The following is a 15,106-nucleotide window of genomic DNA, read 5'->3' on the forward strand; positions in this document are numbered from 1 at the left end:
AAATTAAAATAACGATGGTTCATAGGGTTATCCAATCAAAACCGGAAGGTTAAAACCCTAACTCTAATATACAAGGAAGCTTATGAAACGACTTGCGATTTTAGGTGCTGCTGGAACGATTGGGCAGCTGACACGCCAAACACTTTTAGAAAGAACCAATTTCTCCCTAGTACTCTATGCCCGCCAGGCAACGGAGCGATTGCAACAGATCGATGCTGCCCGTGAGACGATCATTGATGGTGACTTTCTCGATTTAGGACGACTCGTTCGGGCATTGCAAGGTTGCCAGTCGGTTTTTTTGACGGATATCCATGATCCTCGGGCAACGCTGCGGGTGATCGAGGCAATGAAATTAGCAGAGGTCAACCAATTGATCAGTGTCGCACCCGAAAAAAGACTTTGTACATCGGAGGCATTGAAGCAATTGGTGTCCGCAACTGATCTTTCCCTTTCCCCGAAAAAGCATCAGCTGCTCTTGCAGCAAAAAAATCGCTTGATGTCCTACCAATTGATTGTAGGCTCAGAGTTGGCTGTTCGCTTTGTTCATTTGCCATCAATGGAAGAATGCATGTTACAGCCAGGGGGATGGCAAGAAGCAGTCGCAGAAGAAATGCTTGCGATGTATCACTGCTATACAGCCTAAAGCCTGTGCATTTGTGATGAAAACCAACATGCTTTCTTGAAGTTCAGAATCATTTTTTTCATGTTTTCATGAAAAAAATGGTTCTTTCTTTTGAGCTTTTTTTGATAGAATAGACAGAAGCTTTTATCCATAAAATTAGTTGCCAGATTGAAAGGAGAACGTTGATGGAATCACTTATCAAAAAAAATCTTGCTTTATTGCTTGGGGTGCTGTGGATCTGCATCGCATTAAACTTTTTCCTTTTGCCTCACAGTATTGCTTCTGCTGGTGTCGGGTCGATCGGCTACCTGATCGAAACCGGCTGGTCGATCAATCGTCATATCGTTGTCTGGGGGATTAATTTGTTGATGCTGGCATTGGCATTTTTGCTTTTAAAGCGAGAGGTCTTTGTCAATACGGTTATCGGCAGTCTGGCATTTCCCGTTCTTCTGGCGCTTTTACCAGAGATCATGCTCTTGCGTTTTTATTCTGTTTCCTTGATTTTAGGTAGTTTCTTCTTTAGCTTCGGTATTTTTTCACTTTATAAAATCGGTGCTTCCAATGGTGGGGTCACGATTCCGCCGCTGATTTTGGAAAAATACTATGGCATTCGAAAGTCTAGTGGTGTCTTCTTAACCAATCTGATCATCATCTTGTTGAATCTCCTGATTTTTTCTTGGCAAGAAGCCCTCATTTCCGCTTTCTCTATCTATTTGATTGCCTTTTTCATGCGCTTCTTTATGCGGATCGAGCAAAAAACACAGGCAAAAAAAGCAGTGAACGTTCAAGAAACAGCAGAACTAGAATAAACTAGCAGAAGCAAACCATCGGTGCAACAGGTAGTGACCCCCACGAGTTAGACGAAACGTCTACCTACAGGAGGTCAGTACAACATTTGCACCGATGGTTTTTTAATAGTTTCTTTTTCTCAAAACAGCAATAGCCCCCGCTAGGCAGCTGATGATCAATAAGCAACTCAGCAGCAGCGCTGGCAGTAGTTCTCCTAGTTTGATTTGGTTGGTTAAGTAGTTAGGAAATTGGCTAGAAAGAGAATAAGGGTTCCAATTTGTTAATTGGCTCCACAAACTACCTAACAGTCCGATCAGATAACAGGCGCCAATAAACAACAGTCCTTGATAGATGCTTTTGGCAAAGCTGGAGCCTAGCAGCAGGATGCTGATTGCTAGTAAACCGAAAAGCCAATAGCTGACCAAAGCGCTAGGGACTTGAGCAGCGCTGGAATCATCGAAATAAATCATCGCATAAAAAGCACTGACACTGGCACTTATGAGGTAACTCAAAGACCAAAGAATCATTAAATAGCAAGCTTTTGCTATGACGATCGTGGTTTTTGGTAAGCCTCTGGTGATCAGCTGAATAAAGGTACCCTGATTTATTTCGGCTGAGAGCGTATCGGTAAAAAGAATCACAAATACTAGCAGGCCAATCGTGCCGATGTTGCTGTAAAACTGAAGCCACGCATCGATCGATGTCGGATCAGCAATCGTGATTTCAATCGATTCCGGCATCATACTGGCCATCAGTTCTGGCATGATTTTGGCAGTAAAGGGAGAAAGCATACCAATCAGGGCAAACAGGATCAAGCAAATCAGTAGTTTTTTGCTGCGAAGACCGCCGAGAAACTCTTTTTTTAAGAAAACAAGAAACGCATTCATTTAATCACCTCCAAATAAATCGACTCTAACGATGGTTCGATTCTTTGAAAGGATTCTGGGACAATGTGTTGTTCGTTCAGCAATTGTAGCAGCTGTGAACCGATATTGGTTCCAGTTTGTTCATCGATCAGTAATTGATTGTTCTTTCTTTTTGCCGATATGCCGTGGATTGCTAACACCTTGGCAAATTTTAAATGGTCACCTTCGTCGGTAAAGACAATCCCAAAGACGGTTTTTCGATAACGGTTTTTTAAGGAATCCATCGTTTCGAACGCACGGATCTGACCTTTGTGCAAAATCGCAATATAATCTGACAGCTGTTCGACATCTGCGAGAATATGAGAGGAAAAAAGCACTGTCGTTTCTTCTTTGATTTTTTCCAATACATCAAGAAATGCTTTGCGTCCTAGAGGGTCTAGTGCGGATGTTGGTTCATCACAAATCAAGATGGCGGGGCGGTTGATCAGAGCTTGGGCTAACCCTAGACGTTGCTTCATGCCGCGAGAAAAGCCAGCGATTTTTTGTTTCGAAGCTTTCAGGCCTACCAACTCTAAAACTTCCATCACTCGCTGAGGCTGAAAAGATTCTTTATTTGGCTGAATTTTTCCGCAGAAAGTCAAATATTCTACAGCTGTCATAAACGAGTAAAACTGCGGTACATCTGGTAAATAGCCGATCCAGCGATTGGTCTTGGCTGAGCCGAATTGCACCACTTCGCCGCAAACGGTGATTTCGCCTTCATCAATGGGGAGCAATCCTAAAATCGCCTTCATGGTCGTTGTTTTGCCAGCACCATTTTCCCCGACAAACCCCACAACGCTGCCCTTTGGAACCGAAAAGGTTAGGTCTTGCAGCACTTGTTTGCGCCCAAAACGCTTGGATAAATGGTTGATCTCGATCATCTTCATTGTTGGTCCTCTTTTCCGAAAGCAAAATAAAGGATAGGACCGATCAGGCTAACAAAACAGGCGATGAAAAGCCAAAGAATGCGGGAGCCGAATTTAAACTGTTCTTGTTTTAAAATATCGCGAACCGCCAAGACGATCAAGACCAATTGCAAAACAACCAAGGGGATCAGTACGGGCAAATAATCAGACATATTTTCTGGTATATTTAGTGAAACACTATTCATGTGAAGCCCTCCTTTGTGGCTCATTTTCTTGTTCGGACAGTTTTTGCAGCTGCTGAAATAATTCTTTAAATAGTGGTTGCTTCAGATAAGGTTCAAATAATGGTGTGAACTGCGCGATTTCGAGAAATTGTTTTTTGACATTGTCTGAGTTCCGCGGGATCTGACTACCTAATTCTAATTCGCTGATCCACTCATCGATGCTGTTGAAATAATCGTCTCCTTTCAAAACGATTTCCTCAGGCGTGTCTGCTAATGTTTTCACATACAGCGTTAATGCTTGCAGCAATAAGCTTTCTTTTCCCAAAGCGGCAAAAGAAACCATCCCAGCGGCTAGAAAATTCAGTAAAGAAAGGGGATGCAGCTGGGCCAGTTGGAAGCTCTCGCTGAGTGCCAGCCCACGTGCAAAGGTTTTTTCCAGTTGCTCCTCGTCTTGTGTGAGCATTGCCAAATAATTTGTCAGTAAGCTCATAAAAAGAATCAAGTATTGGTAAATCGCACTTTGCGTCACAATCTCAGCTTGTTGCAACTGATTTTTTTGCTGAAATGCGGCGGCAATCAACGGTTCGCTAGGTAAAAAAGAGAGAGTTTTCGTGCCAAGGATCGCCAAGACCTCATCGGGTTTGTTTCTCATCAGCAGACAATAGGCTTCGATTTGTTGCGCTTGTTGTGCCAACGCATTGTCACCATGCGCAATGATCCGTTGATAAAGGATTTCTGCTTCTTTCAAATAGGTAGTTTTCTTCGCTTCCATCAAGGCTTCTTCAGAGGGGTGCCCTTCTGTGCTATCTGCTACAGGGACATCTGGCAAAAGATCCCAATGATTTAAGTAAAAGGAGCCCATCTGTAACAAGAACGGGTAACAAGAGTAATACCGTTTGGTAAAACTTTGTGCCAGCGCGAGGACTTCGCTTGGTGTTTTTGTTTGAAAGGCGTCTTTTAGTAATTGATAGATGCGTTGGATCTCTTTAGGGGATAGCTGCGAGTCCAAAATCAATAATTCATCGACGCTGCAATCAAAATACGCTGCTAATAAGGGCAGCGAGGTGATATCTGGATAAGACTGTCCCGTTTCCCATTTCGAAACGGATGCTTTGGACACATTCATAAACACTGCTAATTCTTGCTGGGTAATACCTCGTTGTTTTCTTCTCCGAGCGATTTCCTCGCCAATTGGTAAGTCCATAGTGCACCTCCGATAGGTTTGTTTGGTATACTTCTATCATAAGAGGAGAAGAGATGACTTACAATGGATTGCTAGTTAATTTTTGGTTGATTTAATTAACTAAAAGTTGATTATAAGGCGAAGTATTCCAATCTTTGGGAAAGAGATGATCGTAAATGAGAGGTAGAAAAATGAAAGTTGTAGCAGCGATCGATTCCTTCAAAGGAAGTGCCACTTCCGCAGAACTAAATCAAGCGGTCTTAAGCGGGTTTTCAGACCAGTGGGAAACACGCAGTATCCCAATCGCTGATGGGGGAGAAGGGTCAATGGCAGCAGTCATTGCTGCGCTGGGAGGCAATTACGAAACGGTTTCAGTGACCGCTCCATTAGGCGGTAAGTTGCAAGCCCGTATGTTGGTCACAAAAATCAAAGAAGAAAAAATTGCCCTGATTGAATCTGCAGAAGTGATTGGGTTGCAACTCGTGGAACCTAGTGACGAGACCACCCGCAATAGCTCTTCTTTTGGTTTAGGCCAAATGGTCTTAGCAGCTTGCAGGCAAGGTGTGAAAAAAATTTACCTGACCCTTGGCGGTAGCGGCACTTCTGATGGGGGCGTAGGCTTTTTACTTGCGCTAGGAGCAACCATTCAAAGAAACGAGCGAATGGAAAACAATCCTTTGCTGCAGGCAGAATCTCTGGCGCTCAGCCAGTTGAACCCTCTGCTGGCACAAATTGCCCTGTTTGCTTTAACCGATGTAACAAATCCCTATTTTGGCAATCAGGGATTTGCGCCAGTTTTTGGTCCGCAAAAAGGGGCATCCCAAGAAACGATCCAGCAGTTGGATCAGCAGGCAAAGCGCTTGGCTGAGCACATCAAGCGGACCACAGGGATCGATCTGGAAGTCCCTGGCGCTGGTGCGGCAGGTGGGATTGGTGGTGCTGTTCATTTGGCAGGTGGTCAATTGGTTCTAGGATTTGCGACGATCGCTTCATTGATTGGATTTGAGGAAAAAATCAAAGAAGCAGATTTGTTGATCACGGGTGAAGGACGCATCGATGGGCAAACCGCTGGGGGAAAAGTACCCTATGGCGTCGCGTTGCTCGCCCACAAACATCAGGTCCCGGTCGTTGCCATCTGCGGCTCCCGAAGCGACGATCTAGGAAAACTGCCGCAACTACTATCTGCCGTCTTTTGTATCCAGCAAGGTCCGGTTTCGTTGACAGAAGCGATGGAGAAAAAGCGAACCTTAGTGAATGCTCAACAGACTGCTCAAGCCATCGCTGGTTTTGTGGAGCAGTGGCAAAAAAAAGACTGAATAAGAAGATAACACCAAAAAAACTTCGAATTGGCTACTGCCTTTTGTACGAAGTTTTTTTGGTGTTTTTCTCTGTGCTTAAGCCATGGTAGCTTGTGCTTCAATCTCTACTTTAAATTCAGGGGCAACCAAGCCGGCAACGATGACGAGACTCATGGCTGGTTTGTTTTCTGCCAAAATAACTGTAAACGCCGTACGGACAGCAGCTAAGTAGGCAGCATCTGTTAAAAAGACGGTCATTTTGACCACTGATGACCAGGACAGTTGATTGGCTGATAGAAGCTGTTCGATCTTTTTCAAAACGATGGTTGTTTGCTCTTGCGGGTCCTCAGGTGTGGCTCCGTCTTGCGAAGGCGTTTGACCAGAAATGAAAAGAAAAGGTCCTTGAGCGATTTTTGTATCGGTATAGATTGCCATTTCTTTGGCTCCTTTCGTCTATCTTGCCTTTGGATGATGGGACAGATAGAAATTGGTTGGGTGTGTCCTAGTTTACTTGATTCCACCTGCAAAAACAATCAACTTACGTTTTCATTTAGTTGTATGAAACCGCGCGACCAAGCCGCTCTTCCCCTTTAATAAAAACACTCATTTTTTTCAGGCTCGGCTGAAATTATCGCCAGAATTTTATGGTTTTAATGTCTTATACTATGTTCAGATCAAATAAATAAACAAGGAGGAAAAAAATATGAATTGGTACAAAAACACAACAGAAGAACTATTACACACGTTGCAAACATCACGGCAGGGCCTTTCCTCCGAAGAACGCAACCAGCGTTTAGCAAAGCAAGGTGAAAATAAAATTACTGAGGCAGCGCAGATCCCCACATGGAAGAAAGTCGGCAAGCATTTTACCGACTTACTGATGTTGGTCTTGATCGTCGCAGCCGTCTTAAAAGGGATTTCTGGTGATTATATCGAAAGCGGCATTATTATGGCGGTCGTCGTCATCAATGGATTCGTCGGCTACTGGCAAGAGCGCAAAGCCCAAGAATCACTGGATGGATTGAAGCAGTTCATGGGGCAAGAAGCAACGATTTATGTTCACGGCCGCAAGAAGAAAATTGCTGTTTCTTCCTTAGTATATGGAGATTTAGTCGTTTTAGGACCAGGAGATGTTGTACCAGCAGATATGCGCTTGATCGAAACCCATGATCTTGTGATTGAAGAGTCGATTTTAACTGGCGAATCTGAGCCTGTTCAAAAAATGACCGAGCCTATTACTCAAGAAAGTACAATTGGTGACCAGCGGAACATGGCGTTTTCTGGTACCCATGTAGAAAGCGGAACTGCCAGCGGGATCGTCGTTGAAACAGGCGACGATACACAAATCGGCCAGATCAATCAAGCAATTCAGTCTGTGAAAGCGCAAGAAACCCCGTTGATCAAAAAAATGAAGCAATTGAATCACCAAATCTTTAAAGGCATTATCGGATTAGTGATTTTCTTGATCTTCTTTACTACCTTCCGCTACGGCTTTGATCTTGATCTCTTGTTCTCATCAGGGATCGCCTTAGTGGTAGCAATGATTCCTGAGGGTTTGCCAGCCGTGCTGACCATGATTTTATCGATGGGTGTCAAGGAAATGTCCGAGGAGCAAGTAATCATCAAAACGATGCCATCAGTGGAGACACTAGGTGCCATGACGGTGATTTGTTCAGATAAAACAGGAACCTTGACCAAAAATGAAATGACGGTCGTCGATGTTTTAGTTGAGTCAAACGTGGATAAAGCAACGGTGCTTGATATCATGGCAAATTGTCAAGACTTGAAGCAAGACGAAGGACAAAAGGCTGCGGATCTCGTTGGGAACCCAACCGAAAAAGCCTTGTTACAATACGCAGAATCAGCGCAGCAACCATTGCGTAAAACAGTCGATAAGATTCCTTTTAGTTCCTCTTACAAGTACATGGCAACACGCCATCAAAATCAAGAAGAGCCGAATGCCTCGGTAGTTTTTGTCAAAGGTGCGCCCGAAGTGTTGCTTGAGAAAAGCCAACTGACTTCAGATCAAAAGCAATGGTGGTTAGATGAAAGTGCAAAATTAGCAGCGAAAGGGCAGCGGCTGATCGGCTTTGCGCATCTGACGCTGTCGGCACAGGAGTCCTTGTCCCACGAAGGGCTAACCAATTTAACCTTTGTCGGGATCGCTGGTATCATTGATCCTCCGAAAGACAGTGCCATCAAAGCGGTAAAAGAGTGCTTGCAAGCGGGCATCCAAGTCAAAATAATCACAGGAGACCATGGCAAGACTGCTCAAGCCATCGGCAAGCAAATTGGCTTGAAGCACACGAATCACGTGTTGGAAGGGTTAGAAATCGATCTGCTGTCGGAGGAAGAATTGCAGCAAGCCGTCCAAAAGACAGATATCTTTGCTCGAACGACCCCAGAGCATAAATTACGGATCGTTAGTGCCTTGCAGGCCAATGAAGAGATCGTCGGAATGACCGGTGATGGCGTCAACGATGCACCAGCGCTGAAAAAAGCCGATATTGGGATCGCTATGGGGATCAAAGGCAGTGAAGTAACCAAGCAAGCAGCCGATATGGTTTTGGCAGACGATAATTTTCATACGATCGCCAATGCCGTCCGAGTGGGTCGTCGAATCTACGATAATTTGAAGAAAACCATCAACTTCTTCTTACCAACTGCGGTTGCCCAAGGATTGATCGTTATTGCGGCACTCTTGTTGAACCGACCACTGCCACTAACACCTGTCCAAATTTTATGGGTAAATATGGTGACAACCATCACGCTTTCTTACGCACTCGGTTTTGAAAAGGCAAGTGCGGATGTCATGAATCGACCACCACGGCCAATCAAAGAAGGTATCTTATCTTGGTACAGTCTGTTCCGCATCTTCTACGTCTCGCTGTTGATCATGATTCCTTCCTACGTCTTAGCGATTCAGTTTGAAGGAACGGTCCTTCAGCAAAGCATGCTACTGCAAAGTATCGTCTTTGCCCAAGCGGTCTACTTGTTGAACTGTCGTGAGCTGGTCAAGCCAGCCTTGAATCGCCAACTGTTTGCCAACCGAGCGCTATTCGTTTCTCTTTCACTGCTGATCGTATTACAGGCAGCGATTTTCCTAACCCCTCTAGGACACCAGCTTTTAGGGATCGGTTCTTTGACCTTGATGCAGCAGTTGAGTATCGCTGCTAACGGCGCACTCCTTTTCGCAGTCGTTGAGGGTGAGAAATTTATTACGAATAAGCTGCAAGGACGGCAAAAAGCCGCTCCAGTGAAGCAGTAGCGGCAGCTTGATGATTCTAGCGATAGCTTAAATAATAGGTTTGGATGAGCTCAGTCACTTGATTGAGCTCATTTTTCGTTGGTACCATCGATAAGTAAAAAACTGGAGCAGATACTTCCTCTAAAGGGAAATTTGAGAGAATAAAATCAACCTCGATTTTCGCCAACGCTTCAAGTTGACCAGGCTCGATCGCCGATAAAAGGATGCGGGCACCGAGGAAGTCATTCAATTCTTGCAGGAGATAAGCTTTCCAGGCAGGCTCACCTTGGAAAACAAAATACCCTTTTGCGCGAATGGGATTGATTTGTAAAATCGCTTGTTGGATCAGTAAGGTGGTGGTTGACCATAATGGAAAACTCATTTCCGATTGACTGGCTGTTTGCTCTTCTAAAAAGTCATGGATCGTCGCTTCGATCGGTAGCGAATAGGGTTGATTTAACCGTTGGATCTCGTGAAATTCGAGCCCGAACAATTCTGAGAGCTTGGCTGACTCTTGCGATTTGATCAAAAGCAACAGTAGATTCTCAATCAGTTGTGTATCACTAGCTAAAGACAACTGCAACAAGCGGTCTAGTTTTCCAACAAAATGGGTCGTTTTCTGATAAATGGTTTGGTAGGATTCAAGGGTTGCTTGGATCGTTGCGGACCAGTCGTTATTGTAGTTCCAACTTTCTAAGAAGCAGTAGAAGCTAAAGAAGTGTTCGCTGCGTTCTAAATAAACGCCTTCTTTTTGATACAGCTGACTTAATGGCTGTTGGAAAAGGCGATAAAGGGGATCGTCCCCCTGAAATTCAAAGGAATCGATACGGCAATTGGCTTTGATGCGAATCGTATTGATAAAAAACCAGCAGGTACCGTAGATTTGTTCCACTTCGATCTGCAGCTTGGCTTTTGCTAAGCGATCCAAGAAATGATAATAGTGGGACTCATGAATCGTATATTCCTCAAAAAAGTAATTGTTATGGGTGTATGGCAGTAACAGGCGATGAAAAAAAACACGGATGTTGATCTCACTTCCTTCAAAGCGGATCATGCGATTGGTGATCCGAATCCGCAACGAAAAATCAGTGAGACTTTTGTTCAATTTTGTCACATGTCGTCGCAAGGTCTCATAGGATGTCCCTGTTTGGCTAAGAATATCTTGCGTACGGAGTTCGCTGGAAAAAAGCAATGCTTTCATCAAAGAAACACCGATCGATTGAGGGAAAAACGTTTCCCAGAGCTGACTCATCAACAATGGCCCATCATGGGTCAGAGCAAAGCCGCTACTGGCAGCTTCGATCTGCCAACCATCAGGCAATTGTTGGCGAATATAGGTTAGATCGGAAAAAACGGTTCGCTCCGTCGTATCGATCAATTTTGCTAGTTGCTTGGCAGTGATCATTTTGTGATTCGCCAGTTGTTCCAAGAGAAGGATCTGACGTAATAAATCCTTCTCCGTAATGATTTTTTTCATCATCCCATCCATGACAAAAACTTCCTTTCCGAGTCTTGAAGGTCAAAAGAGTCACATTGACTGTTTTGATGAATGACAACTCTTTCGTGTTCTTTTTGATTTTATACGAAAAAGGCAAGTTTTGCTATTTCCAATTCACTGGATGATGTTTTTTTTATTAAAAAAGATGGGATCGACAACCTTCTGAGTAACTGTCTAAAGGAATGCGTTTGTTTTATGTGTTTTAACGGTTAGAGGTCTATCATGTGTTCGTATTTCTTCATTCGCAAATACATAGAATAACTTTCTTTCGACAATTTTATTTTTGAGGAAAAAAGACTCTTTTTGCGAGAGGCGTAGAGTTTTCGATGGAGCGCAGAATTGATGATCCATTCAATTTCGGCTTGTTCTTCCTCGGATAATTCGACTTTTTTCTCATTGGATTGAATGAGAGAGTAAGTAAATTCTAAGCAGCTCATTTTATAAATAAAGGTGGAAAAATATAATTTGTCTATGTGCATTTAATCACCCTTTCTTACATTCGGTTCAATCATATAGAAGAATATTTCAAATAACAATTCTGTTTTTTCATGATGTTATGAAAATTTTGGAAAAATGTCGATTTTTTGGCAAAATTATAGCAAAGTTTTCACTCTTTGATCTTCACGTAAGGGTTATAAAAAAACAAATATTATTTAAATAGAGTAGCAGCTATAATTAAGTACGCTGAAAGAAGTGAAGGAGATTTTTGTCCTAAAGAATGTCTTTTTATTTTGGTTAAGGCAACCCATTGTAGGTTGTTTTCTTGTATTGTCAAAAGGAGACAAAAATAGAAAATTCGCTTTTTTCTGTTGACAGATCAGCAAAAGCCACGTAATATAGCTACCAATAACTAGTAAAGACCAAACAAAAGAGAAGTATGAGGACGTTCGTCTTGCAGAGAGCTGATGGTGGTGTAAATCAGCAGATTGACGCTTCAGAAATGGACTTTTGTGTCGAAAGGCTGAAATCAGTAGGCTTTTTTCGGGATCTCCCGTTACAGAGAACGATCGTTGATAGACGATCTAGAGAACCAATTGAGGTGGCACCGTGAGTAATCGCCCTCATGCAGACGAGTTTGTTTGCATGAGGGCTTTTTTGTTTTTCTTGCCCTTCAACCAATAGAAAAATAAACGTAAAATCAAACTAAGAGAAGTACTTGAGTCTTTTTTGGTTACAGAAAGTCGGCGGTGATGAGAGTCCGATACCAAGAAATCAAGGAAATGGCCTTAGCCGATCATTTTTTGAACCCTTTTTTTGGCAGTAGGAAAATGCGGGAACTCCCGTTATAGAGGAAGACCGTTGTTAGACGGTTGATAGAGAAGAAGTTGTTTTTTTAGGCAACTTTCAATTGAGGTGGTACCGCGGTCATTCGCCCTCAAGCAGACGTTTTTATGATGTTTGCTTGAGGGCTTTTTGTTTACAAAGAAAGGAGCAGCTTATGTATCGAATGGAACGAATCAACAGCGATTGTTTGACACCTGTCTCAGTGTTTTTACGGATTCAAGGGGCGCATAAATGTTTACTGGAAAGTATTCCCAGAGAAGAAGATACGGGACGCTATTCGATCCTCACCTTTGATCCTGTTCAGAAACTGACCTTTAAGGATGGTGTTTTTCAAGTGGAGGATATTTTGGAAAAAACGGTCAACAAGTATCCCTGTCAGGACCCTTTAAAAGAAATGGAACGGTATGTAGTCAAAAAAGAAACCACCGCTTTACCGAATCTGCCGTTGCAAAGTGGGGCGATCGGGTATGCGGGCTATGATATCGCAGCTTGCTATGAAGATATTGGACAACTGCCCGCAGATGAATTGCAGGTGCCTGATATGGCCTTTTGGCTTTTTGAAACCTTTCTCGTTCTGGACCATCAAAGGGAAACCTTGACGATCATCCTTGAAAATTGCTACAGCCAAAGGGGGGCCGCCGAGATGGAGCAGGTACTCCAAGCGGTGCAGCAGCAATTAAGGACACCGGTCGCAGCTGAGACCCGTGGGTTATCGAATGAAAAGCTGCATTTTATAAGTAATGTTACTCAACATGCCTATGAAACGATCGTTCGTGAGGCAAAAGCCCGAATTACGGCAGGGGATATGTTTCAAGTTGTTCCTTCCCAACGTCTGCAAGCAGCATTTACGCAAGATCCTTTTGACTATTACCGAAAACTGCGAGTGACGAATCCGTCTGCCTACCTCTATTATCTTGATTTCGATCACGGATTCAAAGTGATCGGCAGTTCACCTGAAAGCTTGATTCGGGTTCAAGGAACAACGATCACCACAAATCCAATCGCTGGTACCCGTAAACGAGGGGCAACCAAAGCAGAAGACGAAGCTTTGGCGGCGGAACTATTAGCAGATGAAAAAGAACGTGCAGAGCACCAAATGCTGATCGATCTGGGGCGCAATGATTTGGGTCGAATCGCTGAACATGGCACGGTTCATGTTCCTTTATACATGGTGATTGAGAAATACCGCTATGTCATGCATATCGTTTCGGTGGTGGCTGCCAAGCGCAGAGCAGGTGTGACGGCAATGGATGCCTTGAAAGCAACCCTGCCAGCAGGCACGGTCAGCGGGGCACCAAAGATTCGTGCCATGACTCGCATCTATCAATGGGAAGCTGTTCGAAGAGGGGTCTATGCGGGAGCCGTTGGGTATTTTTCTCGAAACGATCAAGCGGATTTTGCCATCGGGATTCGGACAATGGTTTTGAAAGACGCGATCGTTTATGTCCAGGCAGGGGCGGGTGTCGTTTATGATTCTGATTCCTCATCTGAATACCACGAAACCTTACACAAAGCCAAAGCACTATTGGAGGTGTCAGCCAATGATTTTAATCGTCGATAACTATGATTCGTTTACTTACAATCTTCTCCAGCTCTGTCCAGAAGAAACAGTCGTCTTGCGAAATGATGATCCAGACCTTTTCCTTGTTGCTGAAGAAGCAGATGCCATCATTTTTTCTCCAGGACCAGGACGTCCCGCAGAGGCAGGATTCATGATTCCTTTGATCAAAACATATCACAATAGCAAGCCGCTTCTAGGGATCTGCTTAGGTCATCAAGCCATTGGAGAAGCGTTTGGTGCCAAAGTGGTCCAAGCACCAGCCATTATGCACGGCAAGCAATCGAGCCTTACGTATCAGAAAAAAGGCGTATTCGAAACCTACCTAGGAGACATGACTGTCATGCGCTATCACTCGCTGGTCATTGAGCCAGCGACCCTTCCTGCACAATTTGAGGTATTGGCTGAAACAAAAGGGATCATCATGGCGATCCAGCATCGACAAAAGCCGATCGTAGGCCTTCAATTCCACCCTGAATCAATGGGGACAAACGAAGGGGCGTTTTTTATCCAGCGGTTTCTTGAACTCATTTCAGAGAAATCAGCAAAAAGCAGCAAATGAAAAAGGAGGAACATTTATGGAAGCAGTCAAAATACAGCAGCCGCAGCAAATCACCCAGCAGCTTTTTAATGGCAGTCATTTAAGTTATCAGGAGATGCGCCACTTTGCTCAAGGAATTTTAAGCGGGATGTTTTCAGAAAGTCAATTGGGGGCAGCGTTAGTTGCGATGAAGATCAACGGCATCACAGCCGCCGAATTGACCGCTTTAGCGGAAATCATGTTAGAGCATGCCGTGACCATTCCTTATGAAGGAGGAGACGCCATGGACAATTGCGGTACTGGCGGCGACCACTCCAATAGTTTTAATGTCTCCACTACGGCGGCTTTCGTGTTAGCAGCCGGGGGAATCACGATGGCAAAACACGGCAATCGCAGTATCTCTAGTCGTTCAGGCAGTGCCGATGTCTTAGCCTGCTTGGGGGTATCGATCCAAGCATCACCAGAAAAAATCGCTGAGCTATTAACGACTGTCGGCATCGCGTTTCTCTTCGCTCCCTCGTTGCATCCAGGCATGAAAGCAGTGATGAAGATACGGCAAGAATTAGCAACGCCAACGATTTTTAATCTATTAGGCCCCTTGATCAATCCTGTTCCGTTGACTACGCAACTGATTGGGACTTACGCAGGCGAGAGCTTGGCCGACACCGCTCAGGCGTTAGGCAGTCTTGGTCGGCAAAGAGCAATGGTGATCCATGGGTGCAATGGAATGGATGAAGCCAATTTGGCAGGTGAAACTGCGATCAGCTTTTATCAAGGAGGAGAGGTAGCCAATTTTTCTTTGGATCCACAAGCGTACGGCTTTACGCCAGCGCCAATCGAGGCGATCGTCGGCGGGGATGCCGCTCAAAATGCGGCGATCTTAACTGCGGTGTTGAAAAATCAACCCTCCGTTTATCTAGAAACGGTGGTCTTAAATGCAGGGTTAGGCTTTTACGCTAACGGCAAAGCCACCACGCTAGCAGAAGGGTTTGCGATGGCACGGGCGTGTATCGCTTCGGGTGCCGCCTATGACAAACTGCAGGAGTTGATCCGCCAGTCAAATAGCCAATGACTACGAAAGCTGTAAG

At 44.3% G+C, this 15,106-nt stretch carries 13 protein-coding genes and 2 other annotated features; of the genes, 7 read left to right on the plus strand and 6 right to left on the minus strand.

The genetic code is table 11. The annotated features are described in order from the left end of the window. Positions 1 to 82 precede the first annotated feature (82 nt). On the plus strand, positions 83 to 643 hold the full coding sequence (locus ACI3E5_RS03595; protein ID WP_208770130.1) for an NAD(P)H-binding protein: 561 nt from the start codon (positions 83 to 85) through the stop codon (positions 641 to 643). Between the two features lie 164 nt (positions 644 to 807). Further along, positions 808 to 1,431 carry a YitT family protein gene (locus ACI3E5_RS03600; RefSeq protein WP_016610336.1) on the plus strand — a complete coding sequence of 208 codons (624 nt, stop codon included), beginning with the start codon at positions 808 to 810 and terminating at the stop codon, positions 1,429 to 1,431. 102 nt (positions 1,432 to 1,533) lie between these two features. Here the strand turns inward: ACI3E5_RS03600 and ACI3E5_RS03605 are convergent, their stop codons facing one another. Genes ACI3E5_RS03605 through ACI3E5_RS03620 form a run of 4 tightly spaced genes read right to left on the minus strand, consistent with a single transcriptional unit; the run spans position 1,534 to position 4,613 of the window. Further along, positions 1,534 to 2,298: an ABC transporter permease gene (locus tag ACI3E5_RS03605; RefSeq protein ID WP_201688919.1), complete on the minus strand. Its 765-nt coding sequence runs from the start codon at positions 2,296 to 2,298 to the stop codon at positions 1,534 to 1,536. Then, positions 2,295 to 3,206, minus strand: coding sequence for an ABC transporter ATP-binding protein (locus ACI3E5_RS03610; protein WP_010747961.1), 912 nt, complete (start codon positions 3,204 to 3,206; stop codon positions 2,295 to 2,297). Before ACI3E5_RS03610 ends, ACI3E5_RS03605 begins: the two co-directional genes overlap by 4 nt. Next, positions 3,203 to 3,430 carry a PLD nuclease N-terminal domain-containing protein gene (locus ACI3E5_RS03615; protein ID WP_201705929.1) on the minus strand — a complete coding sequence of 76 codons (228 nt, stop codon included), beginning with the start codon at positions 3,428 to 3,430 and terminating at the stop codon, positions 3,203 to 3,205. The genes ACI3E5_RS03610 and ACI3E5_RS03615 overlap by 4 nt, the downstream gene beginning before the upstream one ends. Continuing rightward, on the minus strand, positions 3,423 to 4,613 hold the full coding sequence (locus tag ACI3E5_RS03620) for a helix-turn-helix domain-containing protein (protein ID WP_231472453.1): 1,191 nt from the start codon (positions 4,611 to 4,613) through the stop codon (positions 3,423 to 3,425). Before ACI3E5_RS03620 ends, ACI3E5_RS03615 begins: the two co-directional genes overlap by 8 nt. Before the next feature lie 170 nt (positions 4,614 to 4,783). Between ACI3E5_RS03620 and ACI3E5_RS03625 the strand changes: the two genes are divergently transcribed. Beyond that, on the plus strand, positions 4,784 to 5,908 hold the full coding sequence (locus tag ACI3E5_RS03625) for a glycerate kinase family protein (protein ID WP_498820793.1): 1,125 nt from the start codon (positions 4,784 to 4,786) through the stop codon (positions 5,906 to 5,908). Between the two features lie 78 nt (positions 5,909 to 5,986). Here ACI3E5_RS03625 and ACI3E5_RS03630 read toward each other — a convergent pair whose 3' ends face one another. Beyond that, positions 5,987 to 6,325: a RidA family protein gene (locus tag ACI3E5_RS03630; RefSeq protein ID WP_231472455.1), complete on the minus strand. Its 339-nt coding sequence runs from the start codon at positions 6,323 to 6,325 to the stop codon at positions 5,987 to 5,989. Positions 6,326 to 6,593: 268 nt separating this feature from the next. Between ACI3E5_RS03630 and ACI3E5_RS03635 the strand changes: the two genes are divergently transcribed. After that, entirely contained in the window at positions 6,594 to 9,158 is a 2,565-nt protein-coding gene (locus ACI3E5_RS03635) for an HAD-IC family P-type ATPase (protein ID WP_498820794.1), read from the plus strand. Between the two features lie 16 nt (positions 9,159 to 9,174). Here ACI3E5_RS03635 and mafR read toward each other — a convergent pair whose 3' ends face one another. Then, a complete protein-coding gene (mafR, locus tag ACI3E5_RS03640) occupies positions 9,175 to 10,626 on the minus strand; it encodes a global transcriptional activator MafR (RefSeq protein WP_498820795.1) in 1,452 nt (483 codons plus the stop codon). A gap of 862 nt (positions 10,627 to 11,488) precedes the next feature. After that, positions 11,489 to 11,701, plus strand: a binding site (T-box leader). Between the two features lie 66 nt (positions 11,702 to 11,767). Further along, positions 11,768 to 12,015: a binding site (T-box leader), on the plus strand. Between the two features lie 58 nt (positions 12,016 to 12,073). Between mafR and trpE the strand changes: the two genes are divergently transcribed. Genes trpE through trpD form a run of 3 tightly spaced genes read left to right on the plus strand, consistent with a single transcriptional unit; the run spans position 12,074 to position 15,090 of the window. After that, the gene (gene trpE / locus ACI3E5_RS03645) at positions 12,074 to 13,480 is read left to right on the plus strand and encodes an anthranilate synthase component I (protein WP_498820796.1); all 1,407 of its coding nucleotides are present in this window, start codon (positions 12,074 to 12,076) and stop codon (positions 13,478 to 13,480) included. Beyond that, positions 13,461 to 14,039, plus strand: coding sequence for an anthranilate synthase component II (locus ACI3E5_RS03650; RefSeq protein WP_421758489.1), 579 nt, complete (start codon positions 13,461 to 13,463; stop codon positions 14,037 to 14,039). The genes trpE and ACI3E5_RS03650 overlap by 20 nt, the downstream gene beginning before the upstream one ends. Before the next feature lie 16 nt (positions 14,040 to 14,055). Then, the gene (gene trpD / locus ACI3E5_RS03655; RefSeq protein WP_123834024.1) at positions 14,056 to 15,090 is read left to right on the plus strand and encodes an anthranilate phosphoribosyltransferase; all 1,035 of its coding nucleotides are present in this window, start codon (positions 14,056 to 14,058) and stop codon (positions 15,088 to 15,090) included. Positions 15,091 to 15,106 lie beyond the last annotated feature (16 nt).

This window comes from Candidatus Enterococcus avicola, assembly GCF_047470845.1.
Classification (GTDB): Bacteria; Bacillota; Bacilli; order Lactobacillales; family Enterococcaceae; genus Enterococcus_D; species Enterococcus_D casseliflavus.